Annotated in this window: 18 protein-coding genes, 2 tRNA genes and 1 pseudogene; 7 read left to right on the plus strand and 14 right to left on the minus strand. The window is 70.1% G+C overall.

The window, feature by feature from the left end; translation table 11 throughout:
• Nucleotides 1-132 (plus strand): integrase core domain-containing protein (locus QZ258_RS11160; RefSeq protein WP_294181452.1); only part of this gene is annotated, 132 nt, incomplete at its 5' end.
• Between the two features lie 10 nt (nucleotides 133-142).
• Here the strand turns inward: QZ258_RS11160 and QZ258_RS11165 are convergent.
• From QZ258_RS11165 to QZ258_RS11180, 4 genes are read right to left on the minus strand one after another with little or no spacing between them, the layout of a single operon-like run.
• Complete coding sequence (locus QZ258_RS11165; protein WP_294181549.1) at nucleotides 143-1,198, minus strand: VIT1/CCC1 family protein; 1,056 nt, start codon at nucleotides 1,196-1,198, stop codon at nucleotides 143-145.
• Entirely contained in the window at nucleotides 1,195-2,133 is a 939-nt protein-coding gene (locus tag QZ258_RS11170) for an aldose 1-epimerase family protein (RefSeq protein ID WP_294181552.1), read from the minus strand. The genes QZ258_RS11165 and QZ258_RS11170 overlap by 4 nt, the downstream gene beginning before the upstream one ends.
• Before the next feature lie 9 nt (nucleotides 2,134-2,142).
• Nucleotides 2,143-3,069 carry an aldose 1-epimerase family protein gene (locus QZ258_RS11175; RefSeq protein WP_294181554.1) on the minus strand — a complete coding sequence of 309 codons (927 nt, stop codon included), beginning with the start codon at nucleotides 3,067-3,069 and terminating at the stop codon, nucleotides 2,143-2,145.
• A 5-nt stretch (nucleotides 3,070-3,074) separates the two neighbouring features.
• The gene (locus QZ258_RS11180; protein ID WP_294181556.1) at nucleotides 3,075-3,884 is read right to left on the minus strand and encodes a DeoR/GlpR family DNA-binding transcription regulator; all 810 of its coding nucleotides are present in this window, start codon (nucleotides 3,882-3,884) and stop codon (nucleotides 3,075-3,077) included.
• A gap of 71 nt (nucleotides 3,885-3,955) precedes the next feature.
• Between QZ258_RS11180 and galT the strand changes: the two genes are divergently transcribed.
• Nucleotides 3,956-5,059 carry a galactose-1-phosphate uridylyltransferase gene (gene galT, locus QZ258_RS11185; RefSeq protein ID WP_294181558.1) on the plus strand — a complete coding sequence of 368 codons (1,104 nt, stop codon included), beginning with the start codon at nucleotides 3,956-3,958 and terminating at the stop codon, nucleotides 5,057-5,059.
• Nucleotides 5,056-6,228 carry a galactokinase gene (galK, locus tag QZ258_RS11190; protein ID WP_294181559.1) on the plus strand — a complete coding sequence of 391 codons (1,173 nt, stop codon included), beginning with the start codon at nucleotides 5,056-5,058 and terminating at the stop codon, nucleotides 6,226-6,228. The genes galT and galK overlap by 4 nt, the downstream gene beginning before the upstream one ends.
• A 177-nt stretch (nucleotides 6,229-6,405) precedes the next feature.
• Here galK and QZ258_RS11195 read toward each other — a convergent pair whose 3' ends face one another.
• Complete coding sequence (locus QZ258_RS11195; protein ID WP_294181561.1) at nucleotides 6,406-7,680, minus strand: APC family permease; 1,275 nt, start codon at nucleotides 7,678-7,680, stop codon at nucleotides 6,406-6,408.
• 19 nt (nucleotides 7,681-7,699) lie between these two features.
• Nucleotides 7,700-9,169 (minus strand): multicopper oxidase family protein, encoded by a 1,470-nt coding sequence (locus QZ258_RS11200; protein ID WP_294181578.1) that lies wholly within the window; start codon nucleotides 9,167-9,169, stop codon nucleotides 7,700-7,702.
• 288 nt (nucleotides 9,170-9,457) lie between these two features.
• Between QZ258_RS11200 and QZ258_RS11205 the strand changes: the two genes are divergently transcribed.
• Together QZ258_RS11205 and QZ258_RS11210 are read left to right on the plus strand one after the other, a co-directional pair.
• On the plus strand, nucleotides 9,458-9,790 hold the full coding sequence (locus QZ258_RS11205; RefSeq protein WP_294181562.1) for a heavy-metal-associated domain-containing protein: 333 nt from the start codon (nucleotides 9,458-9,460) through the stop codon (nucleotides 9,788-9,790).
• Nucleotides 9,787-12,012, plus strand: coding sequence for a cation-translocating P-type ATPase (locus tag QZ258_RS11210; protein WP_294181563.1), 2,226 nt, complete (start codon nucleotides 9,787-9,789; stop codon nucleotides 12,010-12,012). The genes QZ258_RS11205 and QZ258_RS11210 overlap by 4 nt, the downstream gene beginning before the upstream one ends.
• Before the next feature lie 20 nt (nucleotides 12,013-12,032).
• On the opposite strand, the gene QZ258_RS11215 is transcribed toward QZ258_RS11210, so the two are convergent.
• Complete coding sequence (locus QZ258_RS11215; RefSeq protein ID WP_294181564.1) at nucleotides 12,033-12,515, minus strand: ATP-dependent zinc protease; 483 nt, start codon at nucleotides 12,513-12,515, stop codon at nucleotides 12,033-12,035.
• Nucleotides 12,516-12,540: 25 nt separating this feature from the next.
• On the opposite strand from QZ258_RS11215, the gene QZ258_RS11220 reads away from it, so the two are divergent.
• Nucleotides 12,541-13,737 (plus strand): RimK family alpha-L-glutamate ligase, encoded by a 1,197-nt coding sequence (locus QZ258_RS11220; protein WP_294181566.1) that lies wholly within the window; start codon nucleotides 12,541-12,543, stop codon nucleotides 13,735-13,737.
• Here the strand turns inward: QZ258_RS11220 and QZ258_RS11225 are convergent.
• The 5 genes and pseudogenes from QZ258_RS11225 to QZ258_RS11245 all read right to left on the minus strand — a co-directional run bounded on the left by QZ258_RS11225 (nucleotide 13,734) and on the right by QZ258_RS11245 (nucleotide 17,129).
• Nucleotides 13,734-14,358: pseudogene (locus QZ258_RS11225) on the minus strand (isoprenylcysteine carboxylmethyltransferase family protein). The gene QZ258_RS11220 and the pseudogene QZ258_RS11225 overlap by 4 nt on opposite strands.
• A gap of 566 nt (nucleotides 14,359-14,924) precedes the next feature.
• Nucleotides 14,925-14,998 (minus strand) — tRNA-Met (locus QZ258_RS11230).
• 57 nt (nucleotides 14,999-15,055) lie between these two features.
• A tRNA-Thr gene (locus QZ258_RS11235) sits at nucleotides 15,056-15,127 on the minus strand.
• A gap of 140 nt (nucleotides 15,128-15,267) precedes the next feature.
• On the minus strand, nucleotides 15,268-16,065 hold the full coding sequence (locus tag QZ258_RS11240) for a DUF3459 domain-containing protein (protein ID WP_294181568.1): 798 nt from the start codon (nucleotides 16,063-16,065) through the stop codon (nucleotides 15,268-15,270).
• Between the two features lie 20 nt (nucleotides 16,066-16,085).
• Nucleotides 16,086-17,129 (minus strand): alpha-amylase family glycosyl hydrolase, encoded by a 1,044-nt coding sequence (locus tag QZ258_RS11245; RefSeq protein ID WP_294181570.1) that lies wholly within the window; start codon nucleotides 17,127-17,129, stop codon nucleotides 16,086-16,088.
• Nucleotides 17,130-17,227: 98 nt separating this feature from the next.
• On the opposite strand from QZ258_RS11245, the gene QZ258_RS11250 reads away from it, so the two are divergent.
• Nucleotides 17,228-18,862, plus strand: coding sequence for a glycoside hydrolase family 13 protein (locus QZ258_RS11250; protein WP_294181572.1), 1,635 nt, complete (start codon nucleotides 17,228-17,230; stop codon nucleotides 18,860-18,862).
• Nucleotides 18,863-18,892: 30 nt separating this feature from the next.
• On the opposite strand, the gene QZ258_RS11255 is transcribed toward QZ258_RS11250, so the two are convergent.
• Nucleotides 18,893-20,119 carry a M23 family metallopeptidase gene (locus QZ258_RS11255; protein ID WP_294181574.1) on the minus strand — a complete coding sequence of 409 codons (1,227 nt, stop codon included), beginning with the start codon at nucleotides 20,117-20,119 and terminating at the stop codon, nucleotides 18,893-18,895.
• 182 nt (nucleotides 20,120-20,301) lie between these two features.
• A complete protein-coding gene (locus QZ258_RS11260; protein WP_294181576.1) occupies nucleotides 20,302-21,111 on the minus strand; it encodes an inositol monophosphatase family protein in 810 nt (269 codons plus the stop codon).
• Nucleotides 21,112-21,467: the final 356 nt, after the last annotated feature.

Below are 21,467 nucleotides of genomic sequence, written 5' to 3' on the forward strand. Positions count from 1 at the left end.
CGGCAGGTGTTCTCCTCGAACCTTGAGCGTCAGCAAGCACTTGCGCCATGGCTGAACTACTACAACACTCAACGACGCCACTCAGCCCTCGATGGGCTCCCGCCGATCAGCCGAGTGTCACCAACGTCCTAGCCGGATACAGCTAGACGATCGTCGCGCCGAACACCCAGCCGAGGGCGTAGGTGACCGCGGCCGCGCCGTAGCCGATCGCGAGTTGCCGCAGCGCGCGCTTCCAGGGTGACGCCCCCGAGAGCACGCCCACGATCGCGCCGGTCGCGAGCAGTGCGAGACCGACGGCGACCGCCGCGATGATCACCGCGACGAGACCGTCCCCGCCGAACAGATACGGCAGCACCGGGATCACCGCGCCCGCCGCGAAGAACGCGAAGCTCGAGATCGCCGCGCGCCACGTGGAGCCGACCGCCTCGTGCTCCTCGTGGTCGTCGTCGTGGTCGATGTGCCGCGCCGCGAACACCTCGCGGGCGCGCTCCTCGGCGCGCTCCTCGCTCATGCCGCGAGCGCGATACACGAGGGCGAGTTCGTTGGCGTCGACATCGAGCGCCGCCACCGCATCGTGCGAGGCCGGGTCGGCGCGGGAGGCCGTCAGCAGCTCGCGCTGCGAGCGCACCGAAACGTATTCCCCCGCCGCCATGGAGAGCGCGCCGGCGAGCAGCCCCGCGATTCCGGTGAACAGCACGACCGAGGAGGCGGCGCCCGTGGCGCTCACCCCGAGCACGAGGGCGAGGTTGGAGACGAGTCCGTCGTTCGCGCCGAACACGGCCGCGCGGAACGTGCCGGCCAGCCGCAACCGACCCCGGGCGGCCAGGCCGCGCAGCACCTCGCCGTGGATGCGCTCATCGGCGGCCATCGCATCCGTCGCATCCGCGTCGTCGTCGTAGGGCGAGCGCGCCTCCGCCCGCTGCGCCAGCGCGAGCACGAACAGGCTGCCGAAGTTGCGGGCGAGCCAGGCCAGGCTGCGCGTGCGCAGACTGCCCCGCTTCGGCGCACCGACATCGTCGCCGAGCAGCGCCAGCCAGTGCGCCTCGTGGCGGCCCTCCGCGTTCGCCAGGCCCAGCAGGATCTCGCGCTCGGCTCCCTCGGCGCGCTCGGCGAGCTCGCGATAGACCTGCGCCTCGGCGCGCTCGTCGGCGAGGTGGCGGCGCCACCGCTGAATCTGTCGGCGGGTGGGCGCGCTCATGCCGAGAACACCAGCCCCCAGGAACCCTCCCAGCGCGCGCCCGGCTCCAGCCAGATCAGACCACGCCCCGAGTTGAGGGCATCCGGCGGAGCCGTCATCGGCTCGACCGCGACCGCCGAAACGAGCTCGCCACTGTGAGGGAAGTTCCGCGGGGTGAAGACCTGCAGATAGCCCCAGTCGGCGTTCTGCCACAGCGTCAGCCGGCGCCCGTCGGGGGCGTCGAGCCAGGCGCTCGCGCCGCGCAGGCTCGCATCCGCCTCCCCCGGAAGCGTCGCGTGCTCGACACCCCCGAAGGCGGTGTCGAGCTGCAGCTCGGCGATCCGCCGCGGGGTGCGCAGATCGGCGGGCGTTCCCTCGACCGGGGATTCGGCGACCGGGTTCAGCCGCTCGTCGACCTCGCAAAAGGTGCTCGCCGGAACCGTGAGACGCAGCTCCTCCACCGAGACCTCACCGATCCGGAGATACGGATGCGTGCCCACCGCGTACGGCGCACGCCGCGCCGAGCGGTTCTCGACCCCGTGCATGACGGTGATCCCGTCGTCCTGGAGTTCGTAGCGCACCCAGGTGTCGAGTTCGAAAGGCCAGCCGTGCTGGGGGGCGATCCGCGCGCCGAGGGTGAGCGCATCCGCCGAGCGCTCGCGCACCTCGTAGTCGGCGAACTGCAGCAGACCGTGGATTGCGCCGCCGCGCGCCGGCTCGGTGATGTCGAGCTGCTGCGTCTCGCCGTCGAGCACCCAACGCGCGTCGCGCACACGGTTCGGCCAGGGCGAGAGCACCACGCCGTTGCAGAACTCGGGGGCCTCGCCGAGCGGCACCGGTTCGGTGAGCGCCACGCCGTCAACGCTCAGCGAACGCAGTACCGCCGCGACCGTGCCGATCTCGGCGCGCGCGCGACCGCGTTCAAGCACGAACTGTTCGCCAGTGGGGGCATGCATGCTGCGAGCCTAGGGGTGCTGCGCGGGGCGGTAGCGCACGCCCCACGAGGTCTCGACACGGTCACCGGGCTCGAGCCAGCGCAGATCGGTGCCCGAGTTGAGGGCATCCGGCGGCACCGTCATCGGCTCGACCGCGACCGCGCGGTGCGGGCCCTCCTCGCCCGGGAAGTCGGCCGGGGTGAACAGCTGCAGCCAGCGGAACGCCGGGTCGGCCCAGACGACCGTGGAGGCGCCATCGGGCGCGACCAGCCACGCCACCTCCGCCGCCTCGGCGCGGTTCGCCAACTGGCCGAAGCCCACATTGAAGTCGGCACCGGCAAGCGAGTGCGCCTCGCGCAGATCGAACTCGGTGCCCGCCACCGGGTGTTCGGCGACCGGGTTCAGCCGGTCATCCAACTCCAGGCGGGTCTCGCCCGCGATGCGCAGGGTCAGGTCATCGGTCGGCGTCTCGCCCACCCGGAAGTACGGATGCGCGCCCACCGACCACGGCGCGGCCGCCTCGCCGAGGTTCTGGGCGCCGTGCGTCACCGTGAGCCCGTCGTCCTCCAGCGCGTAGGTCACCCAGGTGTCCAGGAGAAACGGCCAGCCGTGCTGCGGGTAGATCGTGGCGCCGAGCGTGATCGAGCGCGCGGTGCGGGCGCGCTCGCGGTAGTCGGTGTTGCGGAGCAGACCGTGGATCGCTCCCCCGCGGGCGACGTCGGTGATGTCGAGCTGCTGCACCTCGCCGTCGAGCAACCAGCGCGCATCCTTCACCCGATTCGGCCACGGCGCCAGCACGATGCCGCAGCCGTGCGAAGGCATGCTGTCGGCCGGCACCGTCTCGGTGACGCGCACGCCGTCGACGCGCACCTCGCGCAGCACCGCCGCGAGGGCGCCGATCTCGACCCGCACGCGGCCGCCGTCGAGCACAAACTGTTCACCGGTGGGAGAGTTCACGACCGTCAGCCTAGAAGGTCGGGCACCTCGACGCGGGTGCCCGCGCGGGCCGCGACTGCGCGCAGCGCCGCCACCGACTCGGCGTCGCCCGCGGTGACGAGCGTGTCGAAGTCGGCGAGAGTGCCGATGCGACCCAGGTGCCGCTGACCCCACTTGGAGGCGTCGGCCACCAGCACGCGCCGCGTCGCCGCCGCGACCATCGCCCGTTTGATCTCCGCCTCCGGCAGGTTGAGGTTCGTCACCGCCCCGTCGTCGGCGATGCCGTTGCCGCCGAGGATCGCCACGTCGGCGTGCAGTTCGGGCAGGGTGTTCGCCGCGAGCGGCGCGACGAGCGAATGCTGCAAGGGGCGCAGCGTGCCGCCCGTCACGATCACGGTGAAACGCGGGATCGCCGCCTCCAGCGCGAGCGCGATCGACAGCCCGTTGGTGATCACCGTCAACTCGGTCAGGTCGCGCCGGGCGACCAGCGCCCGCGCCACCGCGAGGGTTGTGGAACCGACATCGAGCAGCACGCTCGAGCCGTTGTTGATCAGCGCGGCGGCGCGGCGACCGATCGCGCGCTTGAGCTCCGCATCGCGCTCGGCGGCCGTCTCGACCGGGGCCTCGCGCTCGGTGCCGGGCACCGGCATCGCGCCGCCGTGCACGCGGTGGACGAGACCCGCCTCATCGAGGGCGCGCAGGTCCGAGCGCACCGTCACCTCGCTCACCCCGAAGCGGTCGCGCACCTCCGAGACCCGCACGTACCCACGTTCGGCAACGAGGGCCGCCAAGGCGGCGCGGCGGGTTTCGGCGGGGAGTTCGCCCCGGTCATCCATGCTCTGCTCCTGCGCTCCGTGTTTTCGATTCTTGTCGTTTCTGCAAACGACGCTTTCGGTATCGTAATGCGGTGTCCATCACTCACCACCGCACCACGCTCGCCGACGGTCGCGAGCTCATCTACTTCGACGACGCCGACACCACCCTCGGGCCCGAGCGCGCCATCGACCAGCGCGAACTCGACCCGCGCCCGGCGACCGCCACCATGCGCCAAGACGTGCTCACCGGCGACTGGGTGTCCATCGCCGCCGCGCGCCAGAACCGCGCCTTCCTGCCGCCCGCCGAACTCGACCCGCTCGCCCCGCAGAGCCCCGGCAACCCCTCCGAGGTGCCCGCGCTCTACGACGTCGCCGTGTTCGAGAACAAGTCGCCCTCCTTCGGCCCGGCGCTCGCCGACGACCCCAACGCGCCGCAGGGTCTCGACGATCTCGCGACGCTCGGCTACGGGCGCACCCGCACCTCCGTCGGCCGCTGCGAAGTCGTCTGCTTCAGCCCCGAACACGAAGGCTCATTCGGCAGTCTCACCCCGAGCCGCGCCCGCACCGTCATCGAGGCGTGGGCACACCGCACCGCCGAACTCTCGGCGCTACCCGGCATCGAGCAGGTATTCCCCTTCGAAAATCGCGGCGAAGCCATCGGCGTCACGCTGCGGCACCCGCACGGGCAGATCTACTCCTACCCCTACATCACCCCGCGCACCACGAGGCTGCTCGACTCGATCCGTCAGCTCGGGCCGGACCTGTTCGCACGCATCCTCGAATTCGAACGCGCGAGCGAGCGGGTCGTGCTCGCTGGCGAGCACTGGACGGCGTTCGTGCCGTTCGCCGCGCGTTGGCCCATCGAGATCCACCTGCTGCCGCACCGCCACGTCGCCGACTTCGCCGAAACCTCCGAGGCCGAACGCGACGAGTTGGCGACGCTCTACCTGCGGCTGCTGCGCGGCGTCGACGCGCTCTACGACACCCCCACGCCCTACATCGCCGCGTGGCATCAGGCGCCGGTGAACGTCGGCCGCGACAGCGTACGCTTGCACCTTCAACTCACCTCGCCGCGCCGTGCGGCCGACAAGCTCAAGTACCTCGCCGGCTCGGAAGCCGCGATGGGAGCCTGGATCGGCGACGTCACCCCCGAAGCCGCGGCGGCGAACATCCGAAAGGCCATCGAGAGCGTATGAGCGACCTGCGTGACGACGTCCGCGCCCTGTTCACCGAGCTGACCGGGCACGCCCCGCTCGGGCTCTGGTCGGCGCCGGGCCGGGTCAACCTGATCGGCGAGCACACCGACTACAACGACGGATTCGTGTTCCCCTTCGCGATCGACCGCCGCACGCTCGTGGCGGTCGGCGTGCGCGACGACGGAGTGATCCGCGTCGCCTCGACCTTCGGCGACGAGAGCGTCGAGGTGCCACTCACCGAACTGGATGCCATCGTCGCGGGCGGCGGGCTCGAGGGATGGGCCGCGTATCCGCTCGGTGTCGCCTGGGCGCTCGGCGAGGCGGGGGCAGACCTCGGCGCCGTGCCCGGTCTCGACCTGGTGATCGACTCCAACGTGCCGGTCGGTGCGGGGCTGTCGTCCTCGGCCGCGATCGAGTGCGCCGTCGCGCTCGCCCTCGACGAGGTCTGGCAGCTCGGCCACACCCGCGAGCAGCTCGCCCGCGTCGGCCAGCGCGCCGAGAACATCGCCGTCGGCGCTCCGACCGGGATCATGGATCAGTCGGCCTCGCTCCTCGGGCGTCAAGACTCCGGGGTCTTCCTCGACTGTCGTTCGCTCGACGCGGAGGTCATCGACCTCGGCTTCACCGACGCCGGTCTCGTGCTGTTGGTGATCGACACCGGCGTGAAGCATTCGCACGCCACGGGCGGCTACGGCGAGCGCCGCGCCTCCTGCGAGGCGGGGGCGGCGGCGCTTGGCGTCTCATCGCTGCGCGACGTGAGTGTCGACGATCTTCCACGCGCCCGCGACCTGCTCGACGATGTCACCTTCCGCCGCGTGCGCCACGTCGTGACCGAGAACCAGCGCGTGCTCGACACGGTGCGCGTGCTGCGCGAGCAGGGGCCCGCCGCGATCGGCGAACTGCTGGACGCTTCCCACGTCTCCATGCGCGACGACTTCGAGATCTCGGTACCCGAGCTCGACCTCGCGGTGGAGACGGCGCAGTCCAACGGCGCGATCGGCGCCCGGATGACCGGCGGCGGATTCGGCGGCGCGGCGATCGCGCTCGTGCCGGCCGAGGGCCTCTCGCGCATGCAGGTCGCCCTCGACGGCGCCTTCGCCGAGCACGGCTTCTCCGCCCCCGAGCTCTTCACCGTCACCCCCTCCCACGGCGCCGTCCGCGAGCCCTAGCCCCCGCCGCGCGGGGCTGCCGAGCGCTACCCAAACACGCCAGCGCTATCGAAGCTCCGGTCGCGCTCGTGAGTTTGGGTAGCGCGCGGCGGAAGCCGGGTAGCGCGCGGCGGAAGCCGGGTGGCTCTCGGCGGGGTGGGTCAGCGCGCCGCGCCGCGGCGGTGCCCGCGGGCGGGGCTAGGGGGTGCGGCGGACCGCGACGACCTGGGCGACGATGATCGCGGCCGCGATGGCCGCGCCGACGACGATCGTCAGCGGATCCGACTGCACCTTGAGCACCACAAACGGCACGAGCACCGCGAGGTCGAGCACGATCGACAACGCCGGCACCCAACGTCGCGCCTGCACCTTCTGGTGCAGGGCGCACAGCACTCCCCACTGCACAGCGATATCCATCGTGAGGTAAAGCAGCGCCCCCATTGACGCGATCTGCCCCAGGTCGAAGAGCGCGGTAACCAGGATCGCGAGCCCGGCCGTAATCAGCAGCGGCTGGTGAGTGATCCGCTTCGGCAAGGAGGGAGCCTGCCCCATGCCCTGCAGCATCTCGTAGAGTCTCGACACCGAAAACATGCTCGCGAGCAGTCCAGACAGCGTCGCGACGACCGCAATCGCGACGGTGATTCCGACGCCCCACGCCCCAAACAGCGGTTCAGCCGCTTCGGCGAGGGAGTAGTCGCGCGCCTCAATCGCCCCGTCGGCGCCGATACTCGCCGCGACCGACACGGTGATGAGCGAGTACAACACGGCGCAGATCGCCAGTGATATCGCGATCGAGCGACCGATGTTGCGTGTCGGGTTCGTGATTTCGTCGCCCTGGTTCGTGATCGTCGTGAAGCCCTTGTACGCGAGCACGCAGAGAGTGATCGCGGCGAGCAGGCCGAGAAGATCGACTGAACCGGATGCGAGCCTCGAGACTGCCCCGTCCCCGGCGACCGCGGCGCCCAACAGCCCCGCAATGGCGAGTACCGCGATCCCCGCGATCTTCGCGATGGCGGTGACGAGCGCCGACCGCTCCACCAGCCGATTGCCGACCAGATTCACAATCGCGGCCGCGGCGATCGCGAACACGCCGAGCATGGGAACAAGCACAGCCGAGTCCTGCAATCCGAACGGTCGCAATAGGTAGTTGCCGAACGTTCGGGCGAGAAGGCTTTCAGCCACCACCATTGACACGTACATGAACAGAGAGAACGAGCCGGCCACGGCTCCCGGTCCGTACGCATCCTTGAGCAGCATCGCGATACCCCCCGACGACGGGTTTACCGCGGAATAGCGGATGTACGCGTAGGAGCTGACGGCGGCGACCGCGGCGCCCAAGACAAACGCGATCGGGAACCACTCGCCCGCCAGTTCGGCAACCTGCCCGACCAGCGCGAAAATCCCGGCCCCGATCATCACGCCCGTGCCGAGCGACACCGAGCCAGCCAGCGAGATCCTCTGCGTTTCCGCCATCAGCCCAGGGTAGGCACGGTTAGCCCGTCGCGTCACCCCGGACGCGAATTACGCCCATCATCCCGGCGTCCTCGTGATCGAGGATGTGGCAGTGATACACGGTGGTGCCGGCAATGTCATCGAACGCGATCCGCACCGTCGTGGCACTCCGCGCAGGCACATCCACGACGTCTCGCCAGCTCACGCGCTCGGCGTCGACACCGCCGATCGACACGACTTGCATCGGCCAGACGTGCAGATGGAAAGGATGATCCATCGTGCTGTCGTTGACGAGCGTCCACTCCTCGACCGAGCCGAGCTCGACATCCTGGTCGATGCGCTGCGGGTCAAAACTCGCCCCGTCGATCGTGAACGCCATCATCCCGCCCCCCATCATCCCGCCCCCCATTTCCAGAGTGAGGATGCGCGAACGGGCGACCGTTGCGCCTCGCAGATCGCGGGCGGGTGACGCGACGACGGACGCCGACGGGGCGTCGACGACGTCCCCTGAGACGGTCACCGTCGCGAGCGCGACGATCCCGGACGAAGATGCGGCGCCGCCCATCATTCCGACCGAACCGCGGTCCACCGGCAGAGCTTCAAGCACCGAACGTCCCTCGGCGAACGTGACGAGCACGTCGGCACGGTTACCCGGCAGCAACCGAAGTCGGTCGACGTTCTGGGGTGCCGCCAATTGTTCCGCGTCGTATCCGAGTAGCTCAAACCGTTGGCCGTCCAGACGCAGGTCGAGGTAACGCGAGGTGCAGGCGTTGACGATGCGCCAGCGCTGTCGCTCCCCGGGCATCGCCGAGATCGCCGGAGCAAGCTGACCGTTGACGAGCACGAGATCGCCCTCGCGTCCCAACATCCGGTCGGCGAGCGACGTCGTGCGCACGTCGCCGAGCGCCGTGAGCGAGATGTCGGAGATTACCAGCAGGCGCTCCGTGACCGAGTCGCGAGCGTCGGGATCTTCCACGAGGATTGCGCCATACAGCCCCGCGAAGACCTGGTCGGCCGCACTGCCGTGGTGGTGCGGGTGGTACCAGAACGTGCCAGGCGGATGGTTGTCGGGGATCTTGATCCGATATCCCGCGCTCGCCCCTGCCTCGACGCGACGAAAAACGTTGTCGCTTTCCCCCTCGGGCGAGACGCGAAGACCGTGGGTGTGCAGATTGGTCGGCGCGGACAGCCGGTTATTGAGGTCAATTCGCAGCTCATCGCCGGGGAGCACAGCGAGGGTCGGCCCGGGCAGAGTCCCGTTGTAGGTCAACACGCGTGCGGAGCGACCGCCAACGATCGCCGTCGACACCGCCACGGCCAACGAGACGTCCAGCACTCCATCGACGCTGTGCAGCACCTGGGGTTCGCGCAGGTCGGCGCCCGAGCCCTCGGCGGTGCCCGGGTCGACCGGGTTCAGCTGACTCCAGATGAGTCCGCCCGCGCCCACGACGACGGCGGTCGCGCCGATTCCACCCAGAATCAACGCCGTGCGTCTCGTCACCGGTTCCATCGTGCCGCCCATCCATGCGTCGCGGGATAGCGCTCCAGGTTCACGTTCACCCCGCGCCGCGTGACGCGGCAGAGCCCAAGGTCCCACGGCCCTGCCCGTGTGTCGCCGAGCGCTACCCAGACACGCCAGCGCTAACGAAGATCCGGTGGGCTCGTGAGTTTGGGTAGCTCTCGCGGCAGATGGGGACGCGGGCGGGGCGGGTGCGCCAGCGGGCGGGCGCGTGCGTGACGTAGCATGGTTACCCCGGGTGGGTATCCATGCGGGACGCGAGAGAGGGACCAGCAGACCATGTGCAACTCGACCACCCCGGCCGGACAACTCGGACTGACCGACGCCAACCACGCGTGCCACTGCGGTGACGCGAGCGCCACGCGGGAGATCCGCACGCATCCGCAGGGCGCCGTCGAGACCGAGTACCTGGTCGACGGGATGACCTGCAGCCATTGCGTTGCGAGCGTCACCGAAGAGCTGTCGGCGCTCGACGGCGTCGACCGCGTCGAGGTCGACCTCAAGGCCGGCGGCGCCTCGCGCGTCACCGTCGTCAGCACGGTGCCACTCGCCCCCGAGCAGGTCGACGCCGCCATCACCGAGGCGGGCTACTCACTCACCCCGGCGTCATGACCACCGCCGTCGACCTCGAGATCGGCGGGATGACCTGCGCCTCGTGCGCGACCCGCGTTGAGCGCAAGCTCAACAAACTCGACGGGGTCACGGCCAGCGTCAACTACGCCACCGAGAAGGCCCACATCGAAGCCCCCGGCGTCGAGGTCGCGACGCTGATCGCCGCCGTCGAATCCGCCGGGTACACGGCCGTGCTTCCCGCGCCTCCCGCCGCACGCCCGACCGAGCCAACCGCCCCCGCCGACCCCGAACTGCGCGCGCTGCGGCAGCGCCTCGTTATCTCGGCGGCGCTGGCCGTTCCCGTCGCGCTGCTGTCGATGATCCCGGCACTGCAATTCACGAACTGGCAGTGGCTCGCCCTCACGCTCGCCGCACCGGTCGCCGTCTGGGGCGCCTGGCCGTTCCACCGCGCCGCCGCCATCAACGCGCGACACGGCGCCGCCACGATGGACACCCTGATCAGCGTCGGGGTGCTGGCCGCGTTCGGCTGGTCGCTCTACGCCCTCTTCTTCGGCATGGCTGGGATGCCCGGGATGCAAATGACGGTGACCCTCTTTGGTACGCCGGGGGAGGCATCCGGCGAGATCTACCTCGAGGTCGCCGCCGCCGTCACCGTCTTCATTCTCGGCGGGCGATATCTCGAGGCCCGCGCCAAGACGCAGTCGGGTGCGGCGCTGCGCGCGCTGCTCGAACTCGGCGCGAAAGACGCGGTCGTGCTGCGCGACGGCGCCGAGCTGCGAGTTCCCGTCGACGTGCTCGTGCCCGGCGACACGATCGTCGTGCGCCCCGGCGAGAAGATCGCCACCGACGGTCTGGTGCGCGAGGGCGCGTCGGCCGTCGACGCCAGCATGCTGACCGGCGAGTCGGTTCCGGTCGAGGTCGGCCCGGGCGATCGCGTCGTCGGCGCCACCCTCAACGTCGGTGGGCGCCTGCTGGTCGAGGTGACCCGCGTCGGCGCCGACACCGAGCTCGCCCGGCTCGGCCGCCTCGTCGAGGAGGCGCAGACCGGCAAGGCCGCCGCGCAACGCCTTGCCGACCGCGTCTCGGCGATCTTCGTGCCCATCGTCATCGGACTCGCCATCGCCGCATTCGCGGGCTGGCTCGTCTCGGGCGCGAGCCTCGAGCTCGCCTTCACGGCCGCCGTCGCGACCCTCATCATCGCGTGCCCGTGCGCGCTCGGGCTCGCGACCCCCACCGCGCTCATGGTGGGCACCGGACGCGGCGCGCAGCTGGGCATCCTGATCCGCGGGCCGCAGGTCCTCGAGCAGACGCGCCGGGTCGACACGATCGTGCTCGACAAGACCGGCACCGTCACCACCGGGCGGATGCGCGTCGCCGAGGCCACCGTGACCGGCACCACCGCGGCGAGCGAGTTGTTGCGCCTCGCTGCCGGAGTCGAGTCGGGTTCCGAGCATCCGGTGGCCCGCGCGGTGCTCGAGCATGCCGGCGCCGAGGGCCTCGAGGTGCCCTCGCCGGAGAGCTTCGTTGCGCACTCCGGCTTCGGCGTCGAGGCAGTCGTCGACGGGCACGCCGTCGTGGCCGGTCGCGGAACCTGGCTCACCGAGGCGTGGTCGCTCGACCTGCCCGCCGACGCCGTGCGCGCCGTCGAGGCGGCCGAGGCCGCGGGCCGCACCACGATCGTCGTCGCCTGGGACGGGGAGGTGCGTGGCGTGATTGGCGTCGGCGACACCCTCAAGCCGAGCAGTGCGCTCGCGATCGCGCGATTCCGCGAACTGGGACTTCGCCCGGTGCTGCTCACCGGCGACAACGCGGGGGCGGCACACGCGGTCGCCGCCGTCGTCGGCATCGACGAGGTGCACTCCGGGATCACCCCGCAGGGCAAGCTCGACGTCATCCGCGCGCTGACCGCCGGCGGTCGCACCGTCGCGATGGTCGGAGATGGCGTCAACGACGCGGCCGCCCTCGCCGCCGCCGACCTCGGCATCGCGATGGGCAGCGGAACGGATGCCGCGATCGCCGCGAGCGACGTCACCGTCGTCAGCGGCGACCTGCTGGTGGTCGCCGACGCGATCCGCCTGGCACGCCGCACACTCGGCACCATCAAGGGCAACCTGTTCTGGGCCTTCGCCTACAACGTGGCGGCGATCCCGGTGGCGATGCTCGGCCTGCTGAACCCGATCATCGCGGGCGCCGCGATGGCGTTCTCGTCGGTCTTCGTGGTGACCAACAGCCTCCGCCTCCGCCGCTTCCGCCCCGCCTGACCTCGCCGAGCGCGCGGAGGCTAGAGGGCGACGCCGCGGTTGCGGCGGCGGGTGTGCTTGGGGGCGCGACCGCCGATGAACGAGCGGTCGGAGGCGACGTGGAAGCCGTGGCGCAGCGCCTGCCGGCCGATCAGCATCCGGAACCCCATCTCGTCGCGGTTGGTCAGCGTGACCTCGACGTTGACCGCACGCCCCACGAGCACGAGCGGCATCTCGACCACGAAGCGCTCGTCGACATGCCCCGAGGAGCTGCGCACGCGACGGCGATCCTGCACCGGCAGCTCGACGATCACGTCGTCGTCGTTGGTGCGCTGCCAGGGGTGGATGTGAAACCGCACCCACTCCGCACCATCACGATCGAAGGGTTCAATGTTGAAGGCGTGGATCGCGGAGGTCTGCGCGCCGGTATCGAGTTTCGCCTTGATCCACGGAACTCCGATTTCGGGCATCTGAATCCACTCGCGCCACCCCGCAAGGGTGTTTGAATGAGAGGACTCGCCCATCCCCCTATCTTGTCAGGGCCCCTCCATGAAACTTGCGATTCTGTCGCGCGCCCCTCGGGCATATTCCACCCAGCGTTTGCGTGCCGCCGCCGAGCAGCGCGGCCACGACGTGAAGGTGCTCAACACGCTGCGCTTCGCGATCGACCTCTCGGGCGACGATCCGGATCTCCAGTACCGCGGCCGCCAGCTGAGTGACTACGACGCGGTGTTGCCGCGCATCGGTGCCTCGATCACCTACTTCGGCACCGCCGTGGTTCGCCAGTTCGAACAGATGGATGTCTACACCCCGAACACCGCGAACGGCATCTCGAACGCGCGCGACAAGCTTCGGGCCACGCAGATCCTGTCGCGCCACAACATCGGGATGCCCGCCACGACCTTCGTGCGCAACCGCGCCGATGTGCGCCCCGCCATCGAACGCGTCGGGGGAGCCCCGGTCGTGATCAAGCTGCTCGAGGGCACGCAGGGCATCGGCGTGATCCTCGCCCCCGACCAGAAGGTGGCGGAGGCGATCATCGAGACGCTGCACTCGACGCGGCAGAACGTGCTCATCCAACGTTTCGTGAGCGAGAGCCGCGGCCGCGACATCCGCGCGCTGGTAGTCGGCGACCGCGTGGTCGCGGCAATGCGCCGCACGGCGAGCGGTGATGAGTTCCGCTCCAACGTGCACCGCGGCGGCACCGTGGGCGCCGTCGAGCTCTCGAGCGAGTACAAGGATGCGGCGGTCCGCTCGGCGCAGATCATGGGTCTCAAGGTGGCCGGCGTCGACATGCTGGAGGGCGCCGACGGTCCGCTCGTGATGGAGGTCAACTCCTCCCCCGGTCTACAGGGCATCGAGGCGGCGACGCAGCTCGACGTGGCGGGCGCGATCATCGACTACATGGCCAACCAGGTGGCCTTCCCGGAGATCGACGTACGTCAGCGCCTCAGCGTTTCGACCGGCTACGGGGTCGCGGAACTGCTCGTGCACAACAACGCCGAGCTGGTCGGCAAGTCACTCGGCGACTCGGGCCTGTGGGAGCGCGACATCACCGTGCTGACGCTGCACCGCTCGGCCTCAGTGATCCCGAATCCGCGCAAGGGCGTCGTGCTCGAGGCCGGTGACCGGTTGCTCTGCTTCGGCAAGCTCGAGGAGATGCGCTCGATGATCCCGGAGCGCCGGCGCCGGCGCGCGAAGGTGCGCAAGCTCCCCGCCGAGGCGCTGCCGAGCGAGGACGCCTAACCGAAAGCCGCCGGGCGCTGGGGAATCCAACAGCGAACAGAGTCCCGGTACGCCCGGAACTCGTCGCCGAACTTCGCTTCCAGGTCAGCCTCCTCGTGCGGCCTGACGGCGTAGTTCCAGACCAGCGATCCCACCACCGCGTAGGCGACGACGAGCCAGGACGAGAGGATCAGACCCACGGCGGCGCCCTGCACGATGCCGCTCAGCGCCATCGGGTTGCGAACGAAGCGGTACGGGCCCGAGACGACGAACTGGTTGGGCATCGCAGCCGGAAGCGGCGTGCCGTTGCCGCGAATCGACATCGTGAGTCCCGACCAGGAAGAACCCCCAGAACACCGCGATCTGCAGCACGGTCGCGGCGACGTGAACGACGTGCCCTCGCCGCGGACGTGCCACGCGAAACGCGAACGGCCCGTGCATGATCCACTCGGTGGGGACGCGGCCGAGGACGACATCGAACAGCGCCACGACGGATCCGGCACTCGCCGCCGCCATCGCCACCACCCCCCACCCCGCCTCGGTGGTGACCGTCGCGTAGCCCGCCAGCGCGAGGGTCACCAGCAGCGTCCACACCGTCGCGATCACCGCGGCGGCGCGAAAGCCGGCCGCGGCGAGGGTCATGTCACGTCCTCAGAGAGGGGATGCGGCATCAAACCTCGGACGCCTCAAGGTTGGAGCTCCTGCGACCGAACCTCTTCTCGCGCGAATACTTGATGAGGATTATTGCCAAGACTGAGCCAAGGCCGACTAAACCGACTGATGTGATGCCCAGAGCTACCAACAGGCTCACCTGGAGAGAGAGGATGCCGAATGCCGCGATCGGGACGAGCCCGCCAATCAGAGGTGCAAGAAAAGCCGAGAGTGGCCCCCCAATCGCATCCGCCGACGGACGATCCATCCCGCGAGCACGGAGGCAATACCTACAACCGTGCCGACGCCAGCCCCCGCCGCAAAGGCGAGAACCCCCGCAAATATCGGACCTAGGAAACCAGGGTTTGCACTGTCTCGTGTGAGAAGCCAAACAACAACTGACCCAGCACCGGCAACTGCAACAGCAGCCCCCACAAGCGCAACGGGTCGCGGCGAAGTCGTGCGCTCTTGACGTTCCGGGGAAACCGACTCGTTGATGCTCATACCGCCATCAACATACCGTCACCGACGCCGCGAGCGGCCGAAACGAAAAACTGTAGCGAGGGCGGGACTCGAACCCGCGACCCCACGATTATGAGTCGTGTGCTCTAACCACCTGAGCTACCCCGCCGGGAGAAGTGCTGGGTTTCGATACGCCGCTTCGCGGCTACTCAACCAACTGCTTCCGAGCCCCGAGTCAGGATTGAACTGACGACCCCTTCCTTACCATGGAAGTGCTCTACCACTGAGCTATCGGGGCGCGACGCGGTTGCCCGCGGCACCGCAAGAGCCTACCACCCGCGGGGGGTGGGTTTTAACCGCGGGCCCGGGTCTCGATACGCCGCTTCGCGGCTACTCGACCGGCTCAGCGCGGCTACTCGACCGGCTCAGCGCGGCTACTCAACCCGCGGGCGCGAACGGCGGGAGGGGGATGCCGGGGAGGATCCAGGCGAGGAACTGCGGCCCGGCGGTGGTGACGGTGCCCGCCGCCCAGGTGGCGTCGCCCTGAAGCAGTTCCGCCGCATCCGGGAGCTCGGCGCCGAGCTCGACCGAGCACGCCCCGCGCGCGGCGAGCACCAGCACGGCCTCGTCCGCCGACTCGCGCACGAACACGATCGCCTCCTCGGAGGCGTGCAGCCAGCGGATCCCGCCGCCGTTCAGCACCGGGTGTTCGCGTCGCAGGCCGATCAACCGGCGGTACAACTCCCTCGGCTCGGCGAACTCGGGCTCGTCGGCTCGCGCCCACGGCAGCGGCGTGCGCGAGTGCTCGCCGTCGTCGCCGTGAAGCCCCCACTCGGCGCCCGCCCACACCACCGGGATGCCCGGCAGCGTCATCGACAACCCCACCGCGACCGGCACCACGCCCTCACGCGCGACGTTGCGGAATCGCGGGGTGTCGTGGGTGTCGAGGGCGTTCATGTTCTGCAGTCGCACCCGCCACGGGAACGCCGCCGCGAACGACAGGTGCGCGGTCACGAACTCCTCGCCGCCGAACTCGCTCGTGCGCTGGAGTGCCAGCCCCAGCCCGCCGCCGGCGGGCGTGCCGGGCACCCCGAGCCAGTTCCACAGCGGTCGGGTGAAGTTCGCATAGGTCATCGCGCCGTGCCAGGCATCGCCCGTGAAGTCGGGGGCGGCGTCGTTGGTCGACTCGCCCAGCAGGATCGTGTCGGCGTTGATCTCCTCCATCGTGCGCCGCACCGTCTGGCGCACCTCGGCGTTCAGATCGAGGTCACGGAAGCGCCGGTCATGTTGGCGACGTCGATCCGCCAGCCGTCGAACTCGAACGGCGGCTTCAGATATCTGGCCACGACCGAGTCGTCGCCGTCGATGAAGCGCCGCCGCAGCTCCTCCGAGCGCCAGTCGAACTTCGGCAGGCTCGGCACCCCGAGCCAGCTCGCGTAGGAGGTCTGCTCCTCGTTCAGCCACAGGTAGAACGCGCTCTCGGGCGCCTCCGGCGTGCCGTAGGCCGCCTGGAACCACTCGTGCGCATCCCCCGAATGGTTGGTGGTCAGGTCGCCGATGACCCGGATGCCGCGGTCGTGCGCCGCCTCCACCAGCGAGACGAGCGCCTCGTCGCCCCCGAGCAACGGGTCGACATGGTCGAAGGAGAGCGCGTCGTAGCGGTGGTTGCTGCGCGCGGGAAAGACGGGAGTCAGGTACAGCAGGTTCACGCCGAGCGAGGTCAGGTGATCCAGGTGCTCTTCGATGCCCGCCAGGTCGCCACCGTAGAACTGCTGCGCCGTGTGGGCGCGATCCTGGTCGACCTCGTCGCCCCATTCGGCGGGTTCGGCCCACTCCGGAAGCTCGGCCTCGGCGATCGGCCCGGCCGCCGCCGAGCGCGCGAAGCGATCGGGGAACACCTGGTACATGACGGCCTCGCGCGCCCAGGCGGGCGGCGGTGCGGCGGTCACCAGGCGGAAGTCATCGACGTCGCGCGTCTCGGTCGTCCACAGTCCCGCGGCGTTCAGCCAGCGGATCGCCCCCGACTCCAGCTCGATCAGGAAGCGGTAGCCGTGCACCGGGTTCTCGACGTGCAGCTCCGCCTCCCACCAGGTCGCGGCCTCGTCACGCAGCACGACCTGGGCTTCGGTGAACCGCGGCTCCCGGTCGGGGTTGGAGCGGGTGAGCACGCGCGCCACCGGTTCGAAGGAGCGCGGCACGCGCATCCGCACCCGCACGGTGTCGCCGAGCGCGGGCGTTTCGGTGGAGACGTACAGCGGGGAGCCGTCGTGATGGGGCAGTGCGGCGAGGTCGCGAGGCATGTCGGGAGCGTATCCGAGTCGTGTGTCGACGAGATGGCGGTCACGCGGCGACGCGGTGCCCGGTCGAAGCCTGGCCCCATTGCGGCTAGCGTGAAGACATGAGCGAGTGGTGGCGGACAGCCGTGATCTACCAGGTGTACCCGCGATCCTTCGCGGACGCCGACGGTGACGGCATCGGCGACCTGGCGGGGGTGACGGGTCGCCTCGGCGAAATCGCCGACCTCGGCGTCGACGCCGTCTGGCTCTCCCCGTTCTTCACGAGCCCCCAGAACGACGCCGGCTACGACGTCGCCGACTACTGCGACATCGACCCGATTTTCGGCACGCTCGACGACTTCGATCGGATGCGCGACCGCGCCCACGAACTGGGCCTCAAGGTGATCGTCGACCTGGTTCCCAATCACTCCTCGAGCGAGCACCCGTGGTTCCAGGCGGCACTCGAGGCGGGACCCGGCTCCCCCGAGCGCGCCCGGTACCTCTTCCGCGAGGGGCGCGGCCCGGAGGGTGCCGAGCCGCCGAACAACTGGAAGTCGGTGTTTGGCGGCGACGCCTGGACGCGCGTCACCGAGGCCGACGGAACCCCCGGCCAGTGGTACCTGCACATCTTCGACTCGAGCCAGCCCGACTTCGACTGGACGAACCCGGAGGTGCACGAGTTCTTCCGCGGCGTGCTGCGCTTCTGGCTCGATCGCGGCGTGGACGGCTTCCGCGTGGATGTGGCGCACGGCATGGCGAAGGTCGCGGGCTTGCCCGACTACACCCCGCCGGAGGACGGCGGCAGCATGGGCGGCGATGAGGCCGACGTGCCGTACTGGGCGCAGCCGGGCGTGCATCCGATCTACCGCGACTGGCACGAGCTGCTGGCCGAGTACGGCCCCGACCGGGTGCTGATCGGCGAGGCGTGGGTCGAGCCGCTCACCAAGCTCGCGCTCTGGGTGCGCCCCGACGAGATGCACCAGACCTTCAACTTCGCCTACCTCGAGACCCCGTGGGAGGCGGCGAAGCTGCGCCGCGTGGTGGATGACTCACTCGCCGCGTTCGGCGCGGTCGGCGCCCCGAGCACCTGGGTGCTCTCCAACCACGACATGATCCGGCACGCCAGTCGCCTAGCGCTCACCCCGCCGCCCGCGCAGGGTCTCGGCATCGGCCCGAGGAGCTCACCGAAACCGGATCCGGTCGTCGGTCTGCGCCGCGCCCGCGCCGCCACCAGCTTCATGCTCGCGCTTCCCGGTTCCAGCTACCTCTACCAGGGTGAGGAGCTCGGCCTGCCCGAGGTCATCGATCTGCCCGACGACAGTCGCGAAGACCCCACCTTCGCCCGCACGAAGGGCGCGACCTACGGGCGCGACGGATGCCGGGTGCCGATCCCGTGGGAGGCCGACGCCCCCGCCTACGGTTTCAACCAGACCGGGAAGAGCTGGCTGCCGCAGCCGGACGACTGGAGTGAGTTCGCTCGCGACCGGCAGCGCGGCGTCGAGGGCTCGACCCTCGAGCTCTACCGCTCGGCGCTCGCCCTTCGGCGCGCGCACCGCCTGGCCGAGCACTCGCTCGAGTGGCTTCCCTCCGCCGAGGACGAGGTGCTGCGATTCCGCGTCGGCGACGTGGTGATCGCCGCCAACACGGGCGCGACGCCGGCAGAGCTGCCGTCGGGCGAGGTGCTGCTGGCCAGCGGCGAGCTCACCGCCGGCACGCTGCCCGCGGATACCACCGTCTGGGTCGCCGCCACCGTCTGAACGCGCGCCGCGAGGCGGCGAGCGGGCCGACTAGGACGCGGCCTTGGCCTGCAGCCACGTGAACGGGTTGATCTTGACCCCGTCAATCCAGATCTCGAGGTGAAGGTGGGGGCCGGTGGACGCACCCGAGTTGCCGACGAGTCCAATGAAGTCCCCCACCTCGACGACGTCGCCGGGCTGAAGAGGACTGGAGTTGTACTGCATGTGCGCGTACTTGCTCGTGATGACTTGATCGTCGATCTGGTGCTCGATCTCGACCGTGTTGCCGTAGCTCCAGTTCGCCTCGTCGTGCAGCGAGACAACACCGTCGGCGATCGCGTAGATCGGCTGGCCGTCACCCGGAATTAAGTCGACGCCCTGGTGGTAGGTCGAGCAGCCGCGACACGGTGACACGCGGTCACCGAACCCGTCGGAGATCGGAACCGGGAACGGGAACGGCCACTGGATGTCACCGGTGCCGACCGTGTAGGTGTAGCTGGCTTGCCCGTAGCGCTGCTGCAGGATCTCGGCCCACGAGGTGACCCCGAAGGTGGAGCGCTCGGCGGCGTCGGTCGTCACCGCGTCGTCGACGGAGAGCGTCTGTACCGCCTCGGCACTGAGTGCCGCGGTCGACGCCGCGTCGGCGTCGGCGTTGTACACCGCGTTTGCGGGCAGGGTGAGCCCGACCATGAACGCCCCGGCCAGCAGCAGCGCGGCGGAGGAGAGCAGGCGGGCGCTCCAGCTCTTGCGCGGAGCGCGCCCGGAGCGCGCGGGCTGGCTTCGCGGATGCGACCGCGCGCGGGGCGCGGAGGCGGCGCGTCGGCGGGGCCCGAGCTTGGCGGTGACCGGTGTGGGACGCGAGGCCGAACGCGACGCGTCAACCCGTCGCCGTGGTTCGGCGTATTCGGGCATCGGCGCGGGGATCGCGATCGGGTCGGCGGCGGGCGCGGGAGCGGACACGGTCGCGGCAGGCGCGGCGCGAGCGGGAGCCGGAGCAGGAGCCTGCACGACCACATTCGCTGCGGCGGCTTCGCGAGCCCGAGCCTCGCGACGGGTGAGCGGAGCCGACGACGTCGGGGCCGGCACCGGCAGGTCGGAGACCGGAGTCATCGGCACCAGGTCGGCGAGAAGCGACGGCTGCGGGGCCGGGGCATCCGTCATCGGGCGCACCGCCTCGGCCGGGGGTTGCGGCGCGGACGAGATGAGCCCCAGGAGTTCGAAAGCCGAGACCTCGCGGTCGTAGCCCTCGCGTGAGGCCGTGTCGTCCGCTCCCGTCACTGCGCCGCCGCTCCCCGGGCACCGCGGAGGCCACGGCATGCGCGTGACGCACTCAGGGTGCGGATCGAGAACAAGTGCGGAGCTCCCTACGGTGCTCGCCAGACGTCGGGCGAGTCAGGGGGTGTGACCCCCCTGATGGTAACGAATCGGCAACGCCAGAACCAACCCCAGTTTGCGAATGCCTACAGTTGGGTGCCGATTCCCAGCTTGCGCAGCTGCGCCTCGAGCAGCGTCGCGAGCTCGGGATGTGCCGCCAGGATGAATCGCGCATCCGCCCGGGCTCCGTCCCAGCCGGTGACGCGCGCGCCCGCCTCCACGGCGATCAGGGCGCCCGCGGCGTGATCCCAGGGACTCAGGGTGCGCTCGAAGTAGGCGTTCAGTCGCCCCGCCGCCACGAAGCAGAGATCGAGCGAGGCGGTGCCCTGGCGGCGGATGTCGCGCACCGCCGGCAGCAGCTCGGCGACGAGCGCCCCCTGTTCGGCGCGCGTCGCGGCCGCGTAGGCGAAGCCGGTGCCGACCAGCGCGAGTTCGAGCGCGACCGGCTCGGCGACGCGGATCGGCGCACTCCCGAGGAACGCGCCCCCGCCCGCCGTCGCGGTGAACGTCTCCCCCGTCGCCGGGTTCACGACGCATCCGGCGAGCGCCGTCCAGGTCTGCGGGTCGGGCTCACCCTCGACGACCGCGATGCTCACCGCGTAGTGCGGGATTCCGTAGAGGTAGTTGACGGTGCCGTCGATCGGGTCGACGATCCAGGTCAGGCCGCTCGTCGACGCGCCCGCGTCGCTCTCCTCGCCGAAGAAGCCGTCGCCGGGGCGGGCCTCGGCGATCCGGGCGCGGATGAGCGCCTCGACTTCGCGATCGACGGCCGTAACGACATCGACCGGGCTCGACTTGGTGTCGGCGACCTCGACGCCTTCGCGGCGGCGACGCGCCGCCAGTTCGGCGGCGTCGAGGGCGAGCGTGCGGGCGAAGTCGAGAAGCTCAGCGGTCACCGCCCCACTCTACGTTCGCGAGCGTGACCGATCCCGCAGCGCGACCGCCGCCACCGAGGAGGCGACGATGCCGGCTCCCGCGACAACGAAACAAACCATGGCTCCCAGCGTGAATGCGTCCATACCTAGAAGGACGCGGGCGGGAGACGATCATGACGCGAGGCAAGAAAAAAACGTGGGACCGGAATCCGGTCCCACGTCGTGGTGGCGAGTGAGGTGTGTGGTTTCGGTACATCGTGGACACCTGTCTCACGTCATCGTGGACAGCAGGGTTGGTGAGGCCGTGATGTCTCACGTCATCGTGGACACCCTGGCCGCGGCAGTGTCAGCAGGTGAGCAAAGCCGAAGTGTTGATC

It is taken from the genome of uncultured Schumannella sp., assembly GCF_905479755.1.
GTDB lineage: Bacteria > Actinomycetota > Actinomycetes > Actinomycetales > Microbacteriaceae > DCRR01.

Bases quoted from the DNA above. Each gene is read 5' to 3' on its own strand.
- QZ258_RS11245 (WP_294181570.1), bottom strand. From the start codon at position 17,129: ATGCCTCGCGACCTCGCCGCACTGCCCCATCACGACGGCTCCCCGCTG.
- QZ258_RS11200 (WP_294181578.1), bottom strand. From the start codon at position 9,169: ATGGAACCGGTGACGAGACGCACGGCGTTGATTCTGGGTGGAATCGGC.
- QZ258_RS11250 (WP_294181572.1), top strand. From the start codon at position 17,228: ATGAGCGAGTGGTGGCGGACAGCCGTGATCTACCAGGTGTACCCGCGA.
- QZ258_RS11205 (WP_294181562.1), top strand. From the start codon at position 9,458: ATGTGCAACTCGACCACCCCGGCCGGACAACTCGGACTGACCGACGCC.
- QZ258_RS11220 (WP_294181566.1), top strand. From the start codon at position 12,541: ATGAAACTTGCGATTCTGTCGCGCGCCCCTCGGGCATATTCCACCCAG.
- QZ258_RS11195 (WP_294181561.1), bottom strand. From the start codon at position 7,680: ATGGCGGAAACGCAGAGGATCTCGCTGGCTGGCTCGGTGTCGCTCGGC.
- QZ258_RS11210 (WP_294181563.1), top strand. From the start codon at position 9,787: ATGACCACCGCCGTCGACCTCGAGATCGGCGGGATGACCTGCGCCTCG.
- galK (WP_294181559.1), top strand. From the start codon at position 5,056: ATGAGCGACCTGCGTGACGACGTCCGCGCCCTGTTCACCGAGCTGACC.
- QZ258_RS11170 (WP_294181552.1), bottom strand. From the start codon at position 2,133: ATGCATGCCCCCACTGGCGAACAGTTCGTGCTTGAACGCGGTCGCGCG.
- QZ258_RS11165 (WP_294181549.1), bottom strand. From the start codon at position 1,198: ATGAGCGCGCCCACCCGCCGACAGATTCAGCGGTGGCGCCGCCACCTC.
- QZ258_RS11180 (WP_294181556.1), bottom strand. From the start codon at position 3,884: ATGGATGACCGGGGCGAACTCCCCGCCGAAACCCGCCGCGCCGCCTTG.
- QZ258_RS11215 (WP_294181564.1), bottom strand. From the start codon at position 12,515: ATGGGCGAGTCCTCTCATTCAAACACCCTTGCGGGGTGGCGCGAGTGG.